The organism is Vibrio neptunius (assembly GCF_000967495.1).
Classification (GTDB): Bacteria; Pseudomonadota; Gammaproteobacteria; order Enterobacterales; family Vibrionaceae; genus Vibrio; species Vibrio neptunius.
Window position 1 is genome coordinate 64,826 of the sequence record NZ_JXXU01000016.1, and the last position, 19,171, is coordinate 83,996.

A 19,171-nucleotide genomic window follows, 5' to 3' on the forward strand; every position below is an offset into this window, starting at 1 on the left:
ATATTTGTGTTAGCGATTCTATTTCTCTGGTATCGACAGTAGTACCAGCAAAGCGCCGTCACCGCCGAATTCTAATGGCGCTTGGTGAAATGCCATGACATCCGGGTGCTGCGCCAACCAAAGCGGCGTTTTTTGCTTAAGAATATGCTTGCCAATACCGTGTTGAACACACGCACATGAAATCTCATTTTTGATGCAGTAAGCAATCATCGCGCCGAGTTCGCGCTTGGCTTCATTTTGCGTCATGCCGTGCATATCCAAAAACACATCCGGGACGTACACGCCACGGCGAAGGCGTTTCACTTCATATTGAGATACGTCATCGCGGGCATAGCGAGTCGGTCCGTCTTCACTGAGAAGCGGTACGAATTCGTCAGAGAAATAGAACTCTGTATCGCTGGCTTCACGCGCGCTACGTTTGATTTCTTTTTGCTTAGTATTTTTTTTTGGCTGCTGGACTATGGTATCCTGTCGCAACTTTTTTACGCCTTGTACTGCATCCCTGAAAAGGGCGAAATCATCATCAATTTCGGTGTCTTTTTTGCTCATTGGGTCATAGATACATAAATAAATGCTATTGGCAGTATTGTAGCGCTTTTCGGAGGCAATTTTGGATAAGATTTTTGTAGAAGAAGCTGTATCAGAATTACACACTCTTCAGGATATGATTCGTTGGACTGTGAGTCGTTTCAATGCCGCAAACCTATTTTATGGTCACGGCACTGATAACGCATGGGATGAAGCCGTTCAGCTGATCCTGCCAACGTTGTACTTGCCAATTGACGTGCCTCCGCATGTATTAAATTCTCGATTAACGAGCAGCGAGCGCTTGCGCATTGTTGAGCGCGTTGTGAAACGAATTAATGAGCGTACTCCAACCGCGTACCTGACCAACCGTGCTTGGTTCTGTGGCTTAGAGTTTTTTGTCGATGAACGGGTTCTAGTACCCCGTTCTCCAATTGGAGAGCTGATCCAGGCAGAGTTTCAACCTTGGCTCATCGAAGAGCCAACACGTATTATGGATCTGTGTACCGGTAGTGGCTGTATCGCGATCGCCTGTGCACATGCTTTCCCGGATGCAGAAGTTGATGCTATTGATATCTCGACAGATGCACTGCAGGTTGCCGAACAGAATGTTCAAGACCATGGTATGGAGCAGCAGGTATTCCCGATTCGCTCGGATTTGTTCCGTGATCTGCCAAAAGAGAAGTACAACCTGATCGTGTCTAACCCTCCGTATGTGGATCAAGAAGACATGAACAGTCTGCCTGATGAGTTTACGCATGAGCCTGAACTTGGCCTCGCTGCGGGTACGGATGGCCTGAAATTGGTGCGTCGTATTCTGGCGAATGCGCCAGATTACTTAACGGATAACGGTATTCTCATCTGTGAGGTGGGTAACTCTATGGTTCATATGATGGAGCAATATCCGCATATCCCTTTCACCTGGCTTGAGTTTGAAAATGGCGGCCATGGTGTATTCATGCTAACGCGTGAACAGATGCTGCAGTATGCGGAAGAGTTCTCAATCTACAAAGACTGAGTATCATTCAGTTCGCTTGATGTGATAAAACGCCGGACAGCCTTGTCCGGCGTTTTTTATTGGCAAAGAAAAGCAAAATAGATCGGCATTAGGTCTTTACATCAAATCGCAATAACGCCACTATGAATTTACCAACAATTGTAATGTACAGCTTTGTTTACAGGGCTGAAGGAATTTGAGGAAGTAATGGCAGGAAACAGTATCGGACAGCATTTCCGAGTAACGACATTCGGAGAAAGTCACGGTATCGCACTAGGATGTATCGTCGACGGGTGCCCTCCAGGGCTAGAAGTAACTGAAGCAGACATTCAGATGGATCTCGATCGTCGTCGACCGGGGACTTCTCGTTATACCACTCAACGTCGCGAACCAGATGAAGTGAAGATTCTGTCTGGCGTATTCGAAGGTAAAACCACGGGTACTTCGATTGGTCTGTTGATTGAAAACACAGACCAACGCTCAAAAGATTATTCGGAAATTAAAGACAAGTTCCGTCCAGGTCACGCTGATTATACCTACCACCAGAAATATGGTGTGCGTGATTATCGTGGTGGAGGCCGCTCTTCAGCACGTGAAACCGCTATGCGTGTCGCTGCCGGTGCTATTGCTAAAAAATACCTGAAGCAAGAGTTTGGTATCGAGATCCGCGCTTATCTGTCTCAAATGGGTGATGTATCAATTGAGAAAGTGGATTGGGATGAGATTGAAAATAACGCGTTTTTCTGCCCAGACGTCGACAAAGTTGACGCGTTAGATCAGCTGATTCGCGATCTTAAAAAGCAAGGCGACTCGATTGGCGCCAAGCTCCAAGTTGTCGCAACGAATGTACCTGTCGGTTTAGGTGAACCTGTGTTTGATCGTTTGGATGCTGATATTGCCCACGCGCTGATGAGCATCAACGCGGTGAAAGGTGTTGAAATCGGCGATGGATTCGATGTTGTTAGCCAAAAGGGTAGCGAGCACCGTGATACTTTGTCTCCAGACGGTTTTGGTAGCAACCATGCTGGTGGCATTTTAGGAGGGATCTCGACAGGCCAAGATATTGTTGCGAATATAGCACTTAAGCCTACCTCAAGTATTACCGTTCCGGGTGAAACCATCACCAGAGAAGGTGAGCCTACTCAGCTCATCACTAAGGGCCGTCATGACCCATGTGTTGGTATTCGCGCAGTGCCTATTGCAGAAGCTATGTTGGCCATTGTAGTGATGGACCACTTACTTCGACATCGTGGTCAGAATCAAGGTGTGACGACTGATACACCTCAGATTTAGTGAATAGAAACGGCTTCCACAGGGAAGCCGTTTTTCATTTAGGCCTGCAGTTTTGTAGAAACCCAGTTGTTGATATTGCTCTTCATCACTTCCATCGGTTGCTGTCCGTAGCGTAGCAGTTGGTCGTGGAATTCAGCGTATTCAAACTTATCTCCTAGCTCTTGTTGAGCCTTTTCAAGCAATTCGCGGATAACCAGATAACCGGATTTGTAGGAAACCGCCTGACCGACATAGGCTGCGTAACGGAAGCTTTCTGATTCTATGTCACCTTCGCCGAGCGCAGAATTGGCGTGCATATAATCGCGTGCTTGCTCAATACTCCAGCCGTTGGCGTGAATGCCGGTATCGACAGTCAAGCGCATATTCCTCAGTTGTGCTTCGTTTAGACTGCCAAAGTACTGTAGAGCATTACATTCCTGCTCATCCGTATAGATACCGCCTTGGAACTGGTCATAGTCAGTGGTAGGGGTGCACATGCCTTTACCGTTAATAAACGTCGGCCGATTCTGTGCGTCAAGCTCTCCGTAGATGCCCATTTCGATACCAAGCCATTCGGTATAGAGCGCCCAGCCTTCACCATAAGCGGTGTACCAAATATCCTGCATATAATCGGGAAGATTGGTAGGTGGGTACTCCTGCGCGTACGCGTTTTGGAAATGATGACCAGGCGCGGCTTCATGTAACAACAAGGTCGAGACATTCCATTTTTGTAGGCTGTAGTCTGGATTGGTGTTGAGGGTGAACACATTGTCATCGTAGGAAGCGACACCATCATACATCTCTCTTTCAGCAGGTGTTGGCTCGATGATGTAGTCGGCTTTTATAGGTTTAAAATAGCTGGCAACGACATCGTTAGCATTGTCTTTAAACACATAGTAGTCCTCCAGCGCGTTTTCGCAGGCGGAAGGAGAGGATGCGCTAATGCAGCTCGCTGCGTATTGCTTGGTAGTTGTTGGCTGACCATCTCGGCCATAAAAGAATTGCTCGCTGTTGAGGTATTGAAAAAACTCGCCGAGATTGATCTGGCCTGAGTCCGTGGCGAGTTCAAACGTCCGAGGTGAAACGTCACCTGTTGCTGGGTCTCGATACGCCGCTTCCACGATGGAGCCGCGCTTCGCAACCACCACTTTTGCCACGCGAATCATCTCCGCTTTAGCTTCTGCGACCAGTTGTTCACCCATATGATGTAACTCGGTGGCTGACTTTCCGGTAGTACTGTTTCGGTCTAGGTGCCACTGATACCAGCTCTGTCCATTGGGTAAATCACCCCAGCCAATATTCTTGTCAGTGAGTTGGCCTTCACCGCGAGCGCTCTTAACGTACTGATTGTGCAGATATGCCAATAGCTCTTGGGTTGCCCGCTGTGCTTTCTCAACTTCATGTGTGTATTGATTGACAAAGGTTGACGTATACCCTGACTGAGTTTTTAAGTCGTTTAATCCTACTTTGAGCACGGCAAAATTATTGTAGCTAATCGTGTCCACGCTGTTTTGATATAGGCGCTCAGCAAGAATGGCCGGTAGTTGAATACCTTGCTGTGTCGCTTGCTGGTATTGGCTGCGTAAGCCCCTGACCCAAGAGGTGTACTCTTTGAGCAGGGTGAGTTGTTCTTGATACGTTTGTTCATTGTCAGAATCATCAATCGCAGTGCCCGCTTCTTCGGCATTCCACTGTATGTAGTTGTAAAAATGCGTGACTGGGACATCGAAGTTGCCAAAACGCGTATTGGGGAAGCTTGCACCGCGAATCGCAATGGTGCGGTCAAAGCGGAAAGTATCGTAATACACCTTTTCTTCATCGGTTAACGCGTTTCTTTCTATCTCAAGAAGCTTTTCGAGATAGGTACGATCTAAAGACTGACGTGCGGCAACCATCTGATCATTGACGATACCAAAGTGAGTGTTATCCAGAGATTGTGATTCATGTTGGTAGCTGTCGAGTAGTGTAGTCAGCTGGATGGAAGCATGATTTGTTTTTGGCGCGGAACTACAACCTGCCAAGATGACGGCTAGCGTTATTGCCGATAGGGTAATACGTTGTTTGTTTCTCATCTTCAGACCTTTCAGCTTATTTAAAGTGATGGCAAGGAAAAGAATGGAGAGAGTTTAACGATAGTGAAATCAGACTCTTCCTTGCGGGCGACCAGAGTAAAATAAGTCGTCTGCTGTGTTTGTGCAAAAGGTCACAGGACAAATTAACGGATAATTAACCCGTCACGCACTCATCATTGAAAGTTGCATCAATATGTTAGCGATTGGTGAGCAAGTGTGTCGTCCTGAAGAGGCGTTATTAAACCAATGAAGAGATTTGCAGAATACTTGAATGTACTTTCATCGCACAATCGCACTTCGATGGAAGGTTTTGGTGTTAAATCCAAGCGGGCTCACAAATGATCCTTAGCGGTAAATATTCGGTCGAATATTATTCATAGTTGAGCGACCGCTAGAGAATAAAACGCCCCGAGAACGGGGCGTTGTGAATTAGTGGAGAGAACCTTCAGTCTCAAGGTGGAATGAAGGCAGACGCCATTTAAAGCGAACCGCAGCCATGCGCAGCATGTAGCCAACTACTAGAGTTGAGATAGTCGCGGTAACATCATTAATACCAAACTTTAGTAACGCTAGGTAAAGGCCTGAAGCAATCAGGGCGACAGACGCGTATAACTCTTCGTGCAATACAAGCGGTGTTTGACGACAGATTAAGTCACGTAATAGCCCACCAAAAACGCCTGTTACTAGTGCCGCTACCATACAGATCATGACATGATGGCCCATTGCTAACGCCACTTTAGTACCGATTATGCTAAACACAATCAGGCCCAGCGCATCGAGGCGAATGAACACCCCTTTAAACTTGATGATCCATTTGGCTAACCCCGTGGTTAGCACGCCCGCAATACAGGTGATCGCGAGAAATTGTGGATTCTCTACCCAGCCGAGCGGGTAGTGGCCGAGGAGGATATCACGCACTGTTCCACCGCCAATTGCTGTTGCACTTGCAACGAGCATAACCCCAAACCAATCCATTTTTCTTCGACCTGCACTGAGTGCGCCGGTCATGGCTTCAGCCGTGATGCCAATGATATATAAAATGCTCAATAACATTGTTTTGCCCTACGTGACTAGCGGATTGGAAATTTACCATTCTGTAACCAATAAAAGGCAGTTTAGTGGGAAATGTGATCTGTGACGAATGAGATTTTATGAATGTGAAGGGGGTTTTCGCATAATTATTTCTAATGTCAGTGGTTGGTGTAGGGATTTGCAATTGGGATCAAAAATGCGAGAATGCCGAGTGCTGTAATTTAAACCATTATTTTATCCCCATGAGCCACAAATATCAGGACCTGATCAACATTTTTAACGCCACTTTTCTAAGTGAATATAATACGCGTTTGGAGTTAGGGGGCGACGAGCCTATTTACCTGCCAGCGGATGACAGTCAGCCTAATCACCGGATTATTTTTGCTCGTGGCTTCTATGCGTCAGCACTTCACGAGGTAGCGCATTGGTGTGTCGCAGGACCAGAGCGTCGCTTATTAGAGGATTTCGGCTATTGGTACCAACCTGATGGGCGCACTGAAGCGGTTCAGGCTGAATTTGAGAAGGTTGAAATTCGGCCTCAGGCTTATGAGTGGATCCTCTCTCTTAGCGCAGGTTTTCCGTTTACAGTGAGTTGCGACAACTTAAACGGAGACTTTGAACCTGATCGGTTGGCCTTTATGCACAAGGTTCATACGGAAGTCGGCAAGATATTTGAGCAGGGCATGCCACTGCGTGTTCGTATGCTTTCAGATGCATTAAGGTCATTTTATCAGCAGCCTGCTCTGGATTATTCCATGTTTGAAGTCATGTAAAACCAGCCGCAGTATGCGGCTGGTTTGCTTTTCGTTACTGAATGAGCCAAGTCGTTTCGGCTTGATTGTTGTGATTGAGCGTATAGACCAATGGGGCAGTGTTGGGTTCCATGACGGAAACTACCGCTATCAATGATGTGCAGTGATTAGGTACCCGTAGTTGATAACTGCCCGTCCCGGATTGCAACGCTGCTTTCAATAGGCATTTGTCATAGTCAACAGACTCAACGCTCCCGCCGGCATTATCACAAACGGAGATGTAAACCTGCGAAGCTGAAAGGTGAGGTAGGCTGACATCTATGTCGACCTGATACACCGAAGTGAGATTGTTGGTATAATCGATACGCACATCGGCCAAAGTGTTGGAATCTTCATTGGTTGATGTGGCTGCAGCCGAAGAACCCGTTGATGAACCCGAAGATCCTGCTTCACCGCTTTCACCACCTCCGCCACCACAGCCGGAGAGAGAAACAAGTAGTACCATTGCAAATAAGTGCGTTAGTTTGATATTCCACATAATCGTTTCTCCCTTAGTCGATATAAATTTTGCCATCTACAGAAGTTTCGTACCAGGTCGGTTCAGTTTGACCTGTGGCGTCTTCGGCATAATCGTCAAAGTTGGTATAAGCCTCTAAAATATTGACCTGTTCGTACGGATGTTGCCAAGTAGTAGGGATTTCTATAGCCCAAGGCAGCCCTTTGTCGTCGTGGTAGTGGGTATTACCACTTGATGCATCGACGCCGTAAGACTTGTATCGAGTATCAAACTTACTGGTCGGGGATTGGTTTTTGAGGTGGATTTCTAAACCTCGTCCTGGGAAGCTGCCTGTCAATTGATAACCGATGTCACCGTAATAATGACCTGGAGCCGCAAATATGAATGGGTCATACGGGAATGCTGGCATAGTAGATGTGTTGACTGCATTTTCAAACGAGAAGGTTAGGCTCCAACTTGGACGATAACTTGTGCCGCAGTTTTCTTGAGTTCGGAACATAGTGCACTCTTCGGCCTCACCTGATTCAGTAATGTCCCATAAGTCTTCGTGAATGATGAATACCGCATCAACTGTGTCTGTTTCGAGCACGGTCGCAGTTTGCAGCGCGTTATTCACGTAAAGTTGGATGGAGTCTGATTTTATGTCTTCTCTTGCCACATTAGGTAATCGAATTGCGAAACCTGAGTGGTAGTTACCACCGAGAGCGGCGACCTTGCCTTCCATTTTCATACGAATGACTTGACCATTGAGCTGGTACTCTGTGTACTTAACGTTCATCAGTACATCGTTCATGTCATAGTCTCCGCGTCTCGGATACTGATCTTCATAGGCGAAAGAAGTGTATCCGCCACCGCTGGGGTAGAGTTCAGTTACCACTCCACTTTCTGTAATGTCGACCAGATAGTCTTCCACCTCACCAGCGGGAACCCCGCCGCTTGGACCAATGCCCGATGTGTTGGAAATTCTGAATCGAGCCCAAGTCTCTCCAGTGACAGCCCAAGTTGGAACAGTGAAGAAGATGTCGCCAGTACTATCGCTCATTGATTGGTCGCTGATGATGATTTCGTTAGACTCAAACTCTCCATCTCGGTCGAAATCAATCCAGGCATTGAGTACTGAACTGCCAGATGTCCCCGCGGCTGTTGCGATGATTTTACTGGTTTGTCCGACCTGAATTGGAACAGGGAATTGGATACCGTCATCATCGTCCGAACCATCTGAAGTATCATCGCTAAGCGGATATGGGCTGCCGTCGGTCTCTCCATCGATAACAGAGCCTAATTTAAGATCTGACATACCATGACGTGCACCAGAGGAGGCGAAAGTCGTTTTGTAACTGTCTGGTGCGTCGCCGAAATCGGTGTATTCACTCGGCTCGACTGGAGCGAGAGCACAGCGAGCACCATCATTTGAGTTACTGGAAGGGCCATAAGCAAAAAATTCTGCGCTGGAGTTGTTTCCATTGATGGTTACTTTGAAGACATATCCATTACTGTTGTTGCTGGCGTAGAAGTTACCATCAACATCGAAATAGACCGCGCCAAAAGTAAAGCGATATCCGAGTGCATTTTTATCTAACAATTGGTTCAGTCGGATGGAAGTACCAGCGTTGACATCAATCTCCCACAGGTAACCATTTGAATCGATGGAATACGCTAGGCTGTTGTCAGGGTGAAAGGCTAAATCGTATATAGCAGGATTGCCGAATTGGCTAGGCGGCGATGAAAGCTCCATGACAAGGGTATCTAAGTCAATTCTGTAGAGTCCATAGCTTGGTCGATATCCGTACCAAGCGTTTTCATCAAGCGATACGTCACCCACATAGATAGAAGTTGGTGCACCAGAAGGCTTGCTGACATTGAGTAAGGTTTTTGTAAAGGTGGAGTCAATTCGGGATAGAGAAGCCGTACCGTAGTCCCAGCCGTAAATGAAATCGTCATGTTTGCTGTAACCTACACCATTTAGCTTTGCAGTATCTAGATTGGAATCCAAGGTTACATAGCTACCTACGTCGATGTTGACACCATAGGCAACTGGCGTGCCTGTTGGATTCTGAATTAAAAATGCCTGAGTGGGACACGAGGTGAATGGTGTCTCTGCAAAGGTGAACGATGCGTGAAACAAGGTACTGACCATCACTGATATCTTCAAAGCCGTTTGTTTTCTTTCCATGGGTCTTTCCTCGCTTAACTTCGTTGAATAGTTGAGGAATTGCACAGCGCGTGCCATGCTGTCAGCCCTTGATATAACTAGGGTTTGCGTTAATTTTCTCAATGTGAGAAGCTCTGCACTCTTTTTGAGAATCAAACTGACCTGGGCAATAGAGCATTATGATTATTGAATTTGAAGAAAAGCTGCTAGAAATGATTGATGCGCGTATTGAAAACGCATCTGATGATGAATTGTTTGCTGGTGGTTACCTACGTGGGCATATTTCTCTATCAGCTGCTTCATGTGAGGAAGAAGGCGTCAACGATTTAGAAGAACTTAAATTACGTATTCAAAGTAGTTTGGATGACGCTCGCTCAGAACTTACTCCTGCTGACCGCACTATTGTCAATGACCTATGGGTTGAGCTAGTGAACAACGCCTAACCAGAATCACACTAAATTATCTTAAATAAGAGGTTGTTCGAGTTTTTCGAACAACCTCTTAAATTATTTATGGTTGTTGCTTTTCTGTTCAGTGATATTCTTCTAAGCACATATAGAGAAACGAACGGGAAATCAGATTATGAAGATTGTCGCTTTTGGAGCTTCAACCAGCTCTACGTCTATCAACAAAACGTTAGCCACTTATGCTGCTCATCTAGTTGAAGGAGCAGAGGTGACTATTTTGGATCTTAACAGCTACGATGTTCCGCTGTTTAGTGAAGATAAAGAAAAGCAAATCGGTCAGGCTGAGGGGGCGAAAGTGTTTTTGGCAGACATTGCTCAGGCTGATGCGTTGGTTATTTCTTTCGCCGAGCACAATGGCTCTTATCCTGCGGCCTACAAAAACCTGTTTGATTGGGCGACACGCATTGAGCGTAATGTATTTGCCAATAAACCAGCCATTTACCTTTCAACATCACCAGGCCCTGGCGGTGCATCTAATGTATTAGCTGCTGCAACAGGTTCTGCTCCATACTTTGGCGCTGAAGTGAAAGCCTCCTTATCGATTCCAAGCTTTTACGACAATTTTGATTTGGAGTCTGGCGTGTTTAAAAATCTGGAAGTGGCTGAGCAAGTCAAAGCTGCTGTATCAATGCTACCTTGATGTTAAGAACGAGAGCTTAAAGAGAATGACTCGGTAAGCTCTCTTTGTCACTTTAGAGTTCAGTGATGGCTTTGCCTTTTCTCAATTTCCTTACCCACATACGGCTTGGGTGAAGCGCTTCTAACACATCCACTGGTAACGGCAATGGGTCACCACATATCTGCGAAGCTAAGGTTTCTGCCAAAAGAGGCGCTGAGCTTAAACCGCGAGAACCCAACCCAAGCATGCAAAACAGGTTAGGGTAGGACGGCACTTTCTCTGCGTCTTGCTGTTTGGTGGTTTGTAGATTGCGGTAAACCTGCTTGGTTTTGTCTAAATCCCCGACGGCGCCGATGAATGGCAAGTGGTCACGGCTTACACAGCGAATCCCTTGACGTGATTGGTTGTCTGAGGTGTCGACTTGGTGAGGCCAGCTTTGTGCTGGGATGCACTTACGTAGTTTCTCCGCGTTTTCTTGCTGCGCGATAGGATCAAACTCACGATCCAGATTCTCTCTGTCGTAGCTTGCGCCAAGACAGTGGAACCCATTATTCGGGTTGACTGGCGTCATATAACCGTCGTAGCAAAGCACGGTTTTGAGCTGGTTGAGCTCGCTGTTGGTTGGAATATGGCTTACCTGACCTTTTACTTGTCCAAGAGGGACGTCTTTCGTCGGCGGCAGCTCGTTAAATTGATGACCATTGGCTATTACCACAGTATCGTGAGTGAAGTTTTTTTCACCGCTGCATAATGTCCAGTTAGCGTGTACTTCATCCCAGCGCATATCATCTATTTTGGTTTGATAACGTACTTCAAACACTGGGTTTTGGGAGAGTCTGCTAATCAATCCCTGAGTGAGCTGGGCTGGACACAGCCATCCGCCAAGTGGGTAATGTACGCTGTTCATATCAACCGGTAAGCCAAGTATTTGATTGGTTTGCTCACTGTTTAGTTGGCGGATAAGTCCACTATCAAAATTGCCAGTCAACATACGTTCCAATTTGGCTTGTGACTTTTCATCCCACATAAGTTGAGTCACGCCACACCAATCATGATCAAACTCAATCGATTGCGCTGCTTGAACAATAAATTGACGAGCGAACAAAAAAGCCGGAGCAAAGACGCGGGACACACCTGTATGAGAACTATTCAGCAATGGGTAGATTGCGCCCTGGCGATTTCCGGAAGCACCTTGTGCAGCCTCTGAATCCTGACAATATAGTGTGACTTTTATCCCTCGACGAATGAGCGTTTTTGCTAGCGTGGCACTGGCGATGCCGCCGCCAATAATTGCTACGGACTGAGTCGAGCTACTGCTATCTCGATGGAACCAAGGCTTATGGTTAGTGTGTGGCTTTCGCTGGGCTAGGTGTCCAGCGATCATGTCCCGTTTGGTGCCAAAGCCTTTAACTTTCTTCATTTCGAAACCGGCTTCAATCAAGCCCCGTCTCACGAAACCAGCAGCAGTGAAAGTGGCACAGGTACAATCTTGTTTAGCAAGTTTTGCCATACCGTTGAACAGCTCTTGGTTCCACATTTCAGGATTCTTGCTAGGGGCAAAACCATCAAGAAACCATGCATCAATCAAACCTTGTTCGCCAACAGGGACGTTAGGCATGCAATCTTTTATATCACCGAACCATAGATCTAGGGTTATCGCACCGTTTTCTAAGACAATTCGGTGGCACTCTGGCACGGCAATTGGATAATATTGCTGTAATTTTCTTGCGTATTCAGCCAGTTCTGGCCAAGCTTGGTGAGCTTTTATCAGGTCATCTTTGCTTAGAGGGTACTTTTCAAAACTCACAAAATGCAGCTCTTTTAGTGGCGCATCCGGGTTTTGACGCCTAAATTCTTCAAACCATTGCCAAACTGCGAGGAAATTCAGACCAGTACCAAAACCTGTTTCTCCGATGACAAAACGACGTTGGTCATAATCCTGCCATCTTTGTGGCAGATGATTTTGATGAAGAAAAACGTAGCGGGTCTCTTCGAGCCCGTTTATGTTAGAAAAATAAACGTCATCAAACTGGTCTGAGACTGGGGTTCCGGCGTCGTTCCAGCCCAGCTGAGCATTGGTAATTGAGGTCATAATGTCTGAATTTTTGTGATGAAGACGATAAAGTTGTGGCGATTGTACGGTTTTCCGGGAAAGCTGACCACTTTTCATAGGTAACTTAGTTATCATCTAGCAGATTTTTGAATTATAGGAATGTCATAATGAAACGAGTCGTAATCACCGGTATGGGTATTGTTTCGAGTATCGGTAACAACGTCGAAGAAGTTTTAGCGTCTCTAAAAGCAGGTAAATCTGGTATTACTGCCTCTGAGCAGTTTAAAGAACAAGGTCTTCGTTCACAGGTATGGGGTGATCTAAAAATCAACCCATCAGAGCACATTGACCGTAAACAGATGCGCTTTATGGGTGATGCGGCTGCGTATGCATACCTATCAATGCAGCAAGCTATCGAAGACGCGGGTCTGACTGACGAGCAAGTTTCTAACGATCGCACAGGTATTGTTGCTGGTTCTGGTGGTGCATCTGCACTTAACCAAACTGTTGCGACAGATACAATGCGAGCGAAAGGCGTAAAACGTGTGGGTCCTTACATGGTTCCACGCACCATGTCTTCAACGGTTTCTGCATGTCTTGCAACGCCGTTTAAAATTCGCGGCGTGAACTACTCAATGAGTTCTGCATGTGCAACTTCTGCACACTGTGTTGGCCACGCAATGGAACTTATCCAGTTAGGTAAACAAGACATCGTATTCGCAGGTGGTGGTGAAGAGCTAGATTGGTCTCAAACTATGATGTTTGACGCTATGGGCGCACTATCAACTAAGTACAACGAAACACCAGACAAAGCGTCTCGTACTTACGATGCTGATCGTGATGGTTTCGTTATCTCTGGCGGCGGCGGTATGCTGGTTATCGAAGAGCTTGAACACGCTCTGGCACGTGGTGCGAAGATTTACGGTGAGATCGTAGGTTACGGCGCGACGTCTGACGGCTACGACATGGTGGCACCATCAGGTGAAGGTGCAGTGCGTTGTATGAAGATGGCAATGCAAGACGTAGAGTCAATTGACTATGTGAACACTCACGGTACATCCACACCAGTTGGTGACGTAAAAGAGCTAGGTGCTATTCAAGAGTTGTTTGGTGACAACAGCCCAGCAATTTCTGCGACAAAAGCGATGACAGGCCATGCTCTTGGTGCAGCTGGCGTACATGAAGCGATATACTCTACGCTGATGCTAGACAATAACTTCATCGCACCAAGCGTGAACGTTGAAAATCTGGATGAGGCAGCTCAAGGTCTAGACATTGTGACTGAAACACGTGATGCAGAATTGACGACAGTAATGTCTAACAGCTTTGGTTTTGGTGGTACTAACGCAACACTTGTTATCAAAAAATACCAAGGCTAACTTAACAGCTGGGTAGTCCCAGTATACAGGTTTCCAGAGCTTGACTACGCTTTGAAACAAAACGTAGTTGAACAGACGCAGACTCTGACCCATGGAGAGCGGGTCCGGATCCTTTTGTTCTGGAACTTTGCCCGGCTTATGCCGGGCATTTTTCTTTCTGACGCTAGTGCTCGACAGAGACTGCGCTTTTCTGCACAATCACTGCCATTCCCAAATCAAATCTCTGAAGCCATGAAAATCCTAATTGATGAAAATATGCCTTACGCTGAGCAACTTTTTAGCCAGCTGGGCGAAGTTGTTTTAAAATCCGGACGTACGCTGGGCGCCGATGACTTAGTTGATGTAGATGCGTTGATGATTCGCTCCGTTACCAAAGTGAATGACGAGCTGATTTCCAAAGCGAATCGGCTTAAGTTTGTTGGAACAGCAACCGCTGGTATGGATCATGTTGATCAGGCGTTACTCAAAGATAAAGGCATCTTTTTCACCGCGGCACCAGGATGTAACAAGGTCGGTGTAGCAGAGTATGCGTTCAGCGTTATGATGGTGCTTGCGCAGCAACAAGGCTTTTCTGTATTTGATAAAACCGTTGGAATCATTGGTGCAGGCCAGGTAGGGAGCTACCTGCAACAATGCTTGGAAGGTATAGGTATTAAGGTGCTTATCAACGATCCTCCAAAGCAAGCGGCGGGAGATGAGCGCAACTTCACCCCTTTAGATGACTTGTTTGAGCAAGCAGATATCATTACTACTCACACTCCAATCACTCGTGATGGTGATTTTCCGACCCATCACTTAATCAATGAAGATGTGTTGAATAAGTTACGTGGTGATCAAATTTTAATCAATGCGGCGCGCGGGCCGGTTGTTGATAATGCTGCTTTGAAAGCTCGTCTGAGAAAACAAGACGGCTTTATTGCTGCCTTAGATGTGTTCGAATTCGAGCCAGAGGTTGATATGGAGCTTCTGCCTCTGCTAGCATTCGCAACCCCTCATGTTGCCGGTTATGGCTTAGAGGGAAAAGCTCGCGGAACAACGATGATTTTTAATAGCTTCTGCGAGTTTCTGAATAACGATTTACGTGCACATGCCAGTGAGCTTCTGCCAACAGCTCCAGTGCCGACTTTGGTATTGGACAGGGCTTGGGAAGAGGCAACGCTGCATAACCTGACGCAACTGGTCTATGATGTGCGTAAAGACGATGCATTGTTCCGTCGTGAAATCAGTCAACCTGGTGCATTTGACTTGATGCGTAAGAACTACTGGGAGCGCCGTGAATATAGTGCAGTCACGCTAAGAGGAAATGCAGAAACTAACCTGCAACCACTAGCGAAATTAGGTTTTCAAATTGAGGTAAGTCAATGAGCCAGCAATATAACGTTGCCATTTTAGGTGCGACCGGCGCAGTCGGTGAAACAATTCTCGAAGTACTTCAGGAACGTAAGTTTCCTGTTGGTGACCTTTTTCTGCTAGCCAGTGAGCGTAGTGAAGGCAAGACTTACCGCTTTAACGGAAAGACCGTCAAAGTTGAAAATGTAGAAGATTTTGATTGGTCTCAGGTGCACATTGGCTTGTTTTCCGCTGGGGGAGAATTATCGGCCAAGTGGGCGCCAATCGCTGCTGATGAAGGGGTGATTGTGATCGATAACACCTCCAACTTCCGTTATGAGTATGACATCCCTTTGGTTGTGCCTGAGGTTAACCCTGAAGCGATTGCCGAATTCCGAAACCGCAACATCATTGCTAACCCGAACTGTTCGACAATTCAAATGTTGGTAGCACTTAAGCCGATTCATGATGCTGTGGGTATCGATCGTATTAATGTCTCGACTTACCAATCCGTTTCTGGAGCTGGTAAATCCGGTATCGATGAGTTGGCAGGTCAAACGGCTAAGCTGCTTAATGGCATGCCGGCTGAAAGTGAACAGTTCTCGCAGCAGATTGCTTTTAACTGTCTGCCACAAATTGACCAGTTTATGGAAAATGGCTACACCAAAGAAGAAATGAAAATGGTGTGGGAAACTCAAAAAATCTTTAATGACTCGTCAATTACGGTCAACCCGACTTGTGTGCGAGTACCTGTATTCTACGGTCATGCAGAAGCACTTCATATCGAAACACGTGCTCCAATTGATGCTCAGGAAGTGGCGAATTTACTAGAGCAGACCGAAGGTGTTGAAGTGTTCCATGGTGACGATTTCCCGACACAGGTTCGTGATGCCGGTGGTAAAGATCACGTGATGGTAGGTCGTATTCGCAACGACATTAGCCATCATAGTGGCATCAACTTATGGGTTGTAGCAGATAACGTTCGCAAAGGCGCAGCAACCAATGCAGTTCAGATTGCAGAAGTGCTGATTCGCGACTACTACTGATCGTATTATTTACTTTCATAGCAAAGCCTCACCATTGTGTGAGGCTTTTTTAATCAGATTCCAAAATTTAGTGTGAGATTAGTGCGAATATGGCGGCAGCCACACATTTTTTAGCTATGCGCCTATAGTTTTCGCGTGTTTATCCGATATATTTAACAGATCATTACATTAAAATTTATTGAGCACATAGCTGAGCCTTCTATGCTTCGAATTTTTAAGTGTCTGCTGCTGCCTGTTGCATTAGTAGCCGTGACTCAGACATCGATTGTTAGTGCAGAAACTATTCGCCTTAAGGGACCTGATGGCGAGATCCAAGCATCGCCGCAATATTCTGATTTTGTCCCCCAAGATCTGCGTAACAACGAGCCTTCTCGCTTTTATGGACCAACTACCTCTCAAGAAACACTCTGGGCTATTGCTAGCCGTTTGCGTCCATCCGCCAGCGTTTCTGTGCAACAAACGTTGCTTGCTGTGTATCAGCTCAACCCTCAAGCATTTGAAAATCAAAACATCCACGAGCTTATCCCAGGTAGTACGCTACGAATTCCTTCTCTAGCGCAAGTCCAAAGCGTTTCGACACAAGAAGCCGTTAATGTCATGGCGGCCCATCAAGCACGCTTGACGGATATTCCTGCGGTTTCTCGCCCAACCCCGCAAACCCGGCCTCAGCAGCAACCACAAGAGATGAAACCATCTAACGCTGAAAAGCCAATGATGGATGATACAAAACCGGCAATGCAGCCAAATGCGGATTTAGCAAAAATAGCCAAGCAAGAGCAAAAAGCGCAAGTTTCGACTTTGGAAAAGCAACTCGAAAGTTCAGAAGGCGAGTTGATGGCTCTGGAAGAGAAGAATCATAAATTGCGCCTAATGCTTGCTGATGTTCAGTCTGAAGTGGACGTACTAAAAGATGAGCTGGGTGATGAATCTCGAATTCGTACTGAAGTTGAGAAGTTGCTAGAGGCTGAACGTTTACGTTTAGCAGAAGAGCAAAAGATGAAACCATCACCACTGGATGAGTTGCTCTCTAATACATGGCTCGTCGCTGCTGCCGCCATTATCCCAGGCTTGCTGATTGGCTTGCTGATCATGATGTTGTTGGGTCGTCGTAAGAAAGAAGACTCAGAAGCACAAACCGCCACCGAACAAACCGTTCAACCTGTCGCACCAATTACTCCTGATTCATTAAATGAAGAGGTCGATGATGACTTGTTGCTTGATGATGACTTGTTTGGTGAATCAACTGACGATGAAGAGGAGTTGTTCTCGGATGACTCTGGTTTAGATGAAGTTAAAGAAGATGGCGAAGTAGATGTCTTTGCCGACTTAGAAGATAACGATCTCGATTTCAACCTTGAAGGTGAAGATGGCGAAGATCCATTCGCCGGTATTGGTGATGATGGCGAACTGGACGAAGCGCTCGCTGATCTAGATGCCAGCACTAATGGCATCAGTGTTAACAGCGAAGATAAAGCGCTCGGCCTAGAAGAGATGGAGCGTGCGCTAGATGAGGTCATTATTGAAGACGAATCACCGGAAGGAGAATTCGACTTATCTGATGATGACGATGAGATTTCTCAAGACGAGTTAGATTCATTGCTGGCATCAGATGGAGATTCAGAAGATCTTGGGACCGATGAATTGGATCAATCACTGTTAGATGATTTATTTAGTGAGACGGATTCTGATGACTCAAGTGATGATCTGGATTTCGATTCATTGTTAGATGAGGCTGGTGATGACTTCGATCTCAGCGGTAACGACGGTAGTGTCGAGGCTACTGATGCCAATGAGCCGAATTTAGCTTCAGACAGTGAAATTGATGACCTCTTTTCGCAAGTAGAAGCCCAGGCGGACCTTGAAAAACTTGAAGCGGAAGCACTCGATGAAACCGCATTGCTGGATGAATTAGTTGAAGAACCAACACCGACCCTCGATGAAGGTAGTACAGAGCTACTTGATGAACTTATCGACGATGATGGAACCGAAGATTTCAGTAAAGATGATGAGCTAGATGACTTTTTAAGTGATGATCTCGACTTAAGTAGTGATAGTGACACCAGCTTTGATGAACTCATCACTGAAGATAGCGATGAACTGGATGCGGACTCTACAGAAACACTGGATGAATTTCTAACCGATGATCACATCGATGATATCGCTTCTCTAGAAGATAGCACTGAGTTACTCGATGATATATTTGAAGCGGAATCGCAGCAGGAACAGCCTATTTCTGAAGAGCTCGGTGATGAAGGGACTGATCTATTTGAAGAATTGCTCGAAATAGAAAAACAGAGCGAAGAGCCAGTTCAGGAAGTGCCAGAGGAAGAGATCCCATTAGTTGAGCCAGAGGAAAATCAACCAAAACAAGGCGAAGAGCCTGAAACACCGGCAAGTGATGATAAATTCTCCAGTGAAGATTTTATCGATGACATGTTGAGCGCTGCGCCCGAAGGTGATCCATTGCTCGATGAGCTTGATTTGGATGAACCCGATTTAAGTGAAGCAGTATCTGAGGAAGTTGTTGCAGCGCAACCTGAAGATGACTCAAACTTTGCAGAGCCAGAGCCAGAGCCAGAAGAGGATGATTGGCTTACCTCAGCGATTGATGAGGTGGAAAGCCCTCAATTAGCCGAAGAGTCTGAGTTTGATTTGGTCCAGGACGAAAATCAAGATGCCCTCTCAAGCGATATGGAAACCCTTGAACTCGATGAGCCGGAAGCGGCGGGTCCCGAGTCTGAGCAAGATGATGAAGATGACTGGTTGACGTCTGCTATTGATGAAGTCGAAAACCCAAGTTCTGAATTGGAAGAGAGTCATGAAGTTCCGGTTACTTCTTCAGCACAGTTAGATGAGAGCACTGCCGTTGCTGCTGAAGAAAATGTGCCTGTTGAGGAAGATTTACTTGCTCAGCAGGAGCAAACGGACACATCATCTGAAGAGACTCCAGAGACTCCAG

General features: G+C 46.3%; 15 protein-coding genes. 9 read left to right on the forward strand and 6 right to left on the reverse strand.

Annotated features, from left to right (window positions below; all coding sequences use genetic code 11):
* Positions 1–18 precede the first annotated feature (18 nt).
* Positions 19–549, reverse strand: coding sequence for an endonuclease SmrB (smrB, locus tag TW84_RS06145; protein WP_045974772.1), 531 nt, complete (start codon positions 547–549; stop codon positions 19–21).
* Positions 550–610: 61 nt separating this feature from the next.
* Here smrB and prmB point away from each other — a divergent pair, with 61 nt between their 5' ends.
* Both prmB and aroC read left to right on the forward strand, forming a co-directional pair.
* A complete protein-coding gene (gene prmB / locus TW84_RS06150) occupies positions 611–1,543 on the forward strand; it encodes a 50S ribosomal protein L3 N(5)-glutamine methyltransferase (RefSeq protein ID WP_045974773.1) in 933 nt (310 codons plus the stop codon).
* Positions 1,544–1,729: 186 nt separating this feature from the next.
* Complete coding sequence (aroC, locus tag TW84_RS06155) at positions 1,730–2,815, forward strand: chorismate synthase (protein ID WP_045974774.1); 1,086 nt, start codon at positions 1,730–1,732, stop codon at positions 2,813–2,815.
* Between the two features lie 38 nt (positions 2,816–2,853).
* On the opposite strand, the gene TW84_RS06160 is transcribed toward aroC, so the two are convergent.
* Both TW84_RS06160 and TW84_RS06165 read right to left on the reverse strand, forming a co-directional pair.
* A complete protein-coding gene (locus TW84_RS06160; RefSeq protein ID WP_045974775.1) occupies positions 2,854–4,866 on the reverse strand; it encodes a DUF885 domain-containing protein in 2,013 nt (670 codons plus the stop codon).
* A 429-nt stretch (positions 4,867–5,295) separates the two neighbouring features.
* Positions 5,296–5,919 carry a trimeric intracellular cation channel family protein gene (locus TW84_RS06165; protein WP_045974776.1) on the reverse strand — a complete coding sequence of 208 codons (624 nt, stop codon included), beginning with the start codon at positions 5,917–5,919 and terminating at the stop codon, positions 5,296–5,298.
* 221 nt (positions 5,920–6,140) lie between these two features.
* Between TW84_RS06165 and TW84_RS06170 the strand changes: the two genes are divergently transcribed.
* Positions 6,141–6,671 (forward strand): elongation factor P hydroxylase, encoded by a 531-nt coding sequence (locus TW84_RS06170; RefSeq protein WP_045974788.1) that lies wholly within the window; start codon positions 6,141–6,143, stop codon positions 6,669–6,671.
* Between the two features lie 34 nt (positions 6,672–6,705).
* Here the strand turns inward: TW84_RS06170 and TW84_RS06175 are convergent, their stop codons facing one another.
* Together TW84_RS06175 and TW84_RS06180 are read right to left on the reverse strand one after the other, a co-directional pair.
* Entirely contained in the window at positions 6,706–7,188 is a 483-nt protein-coding gene (locus TW84_RS06175; protein WP_045974777.1) for a hypothetical protein, read from the reverse strand.
* A 13-nt stretch (positions 7,189–7,201) separates the two neighbouring features.
* Positions 7,202–9,340 (reverse strand): LruC domain-containing protein, encoded by a 2,139-nt coding sequence (locus TW84_RS06180; RefSeq protein ID WP_045974778.1) that lies wholly within the window; start codon positions 9,338–9,340, stop codon positions 7,202–7,204.
* Positions 9,341–9,498: 158 nt separating this feature from the next.
* On the opposite strand from TW84_RS06180, the gene TW84_RS06185 reads away from it, so the two are divergent.
* A complete protein-coding gene (locus tag TW84_RS06185; RefSeq protein ID WP_045974779.1) occupies positions 9,499–9,762 on the forward strand; it encodes a YfcL family protein in 264 nt (87 codons plus the stop codon).
* A 139-nt stretch (positions 9,763–9,901) separates the two neighbouring features.
* The gene (locus tag TW84_RS06190; RefSeq protein ID WP_045974780.1) at positions 9,902–10,426 is read left to right on the forward strand and encodes an NADPH-dependent FMN reductase; all 525 of its coding nucleotides are present in this window, start codon (positions 9,902–9,904) and stop codon (positions 10,424–10,426) included.
* A gap of 52 nt (positions 10,427–10,478) precedes the next feature.
* Here the strand turns inward: TW84_RS06190 and mnmC are convergent, their stop codons facing one another.
* Positions 10,479–12,497, reverse strand: a complete 2,019-nt coding sequence (mnmC, locus tag TW84_RS06195) for a bifunctional tRNA (5-methylaminomethyl-2-thiouridine)(34)-methyltransferase MnmC2/FAD-dependent 5-carboxymethylaminomethyl-2-thiouridine(34) oxidoreductase MnmC1 (RefSeq protein WP_045974789.1) — start codon at positions 12,495–12,497, stop codon at positions 10,479–10,481.
* Between the two features lie 128 nt (positions 12,498–12,625).
* Here mnmC and fabB point away from each other — a divergent pair, with 128 nt between their 5' ends.
* The 4 genes from fabB to TW84_RS06215 all read left to right on the forward strand — a co-directional run.
* On the forward strand, positions 12,626–13,837 hold the full coding sequence (gene fabB / locus TW84_RS06200) for a beta-ketoacyl-ACP synthase I (protein ID WP_045974781.1): 1,212 nt from the start codon (positions 12,626–12,628) through the stop codon (positions 13,835–13,837).
* A 231-nt stretch (positions 13,838–14,068) separates the two neighbouring features.
* A complete protein-coding gene (locus TW84_RS06205; RefSeq protein WP_045974790.1) occupies positions 14,069–15,202 on the forward strand; it encodes a 4-phosphoerythronate dehydrogenase in 1,134 nt (377 codons plus the stop codon).
* Positions 15,199–16,212, forward strand: a complete 1,014-nt coding sequence (locus TW84_RS06210; protein ID WP_045974782.1) for an aspartate-semialdehyde dehydrogenase — start codon at positions 15,199–15,201, stop codon at positions 16,210–16,212. The genes TW84_RS06205 and TW84_RS06210 overlap by 4 nt, the downstream gene beginning before the upstream one ends.
* A 201-nt stretch (positions 16,213–16,413) precedes the next feature.
* The coding region (locus tag TW84_RS06215; RefSeq protein WP_045974783.1) for a FimV/HubP family polar landmark protein at positions 16,414–19,171 on the forward strand (2,758 nt) is incomplete at its 3' end.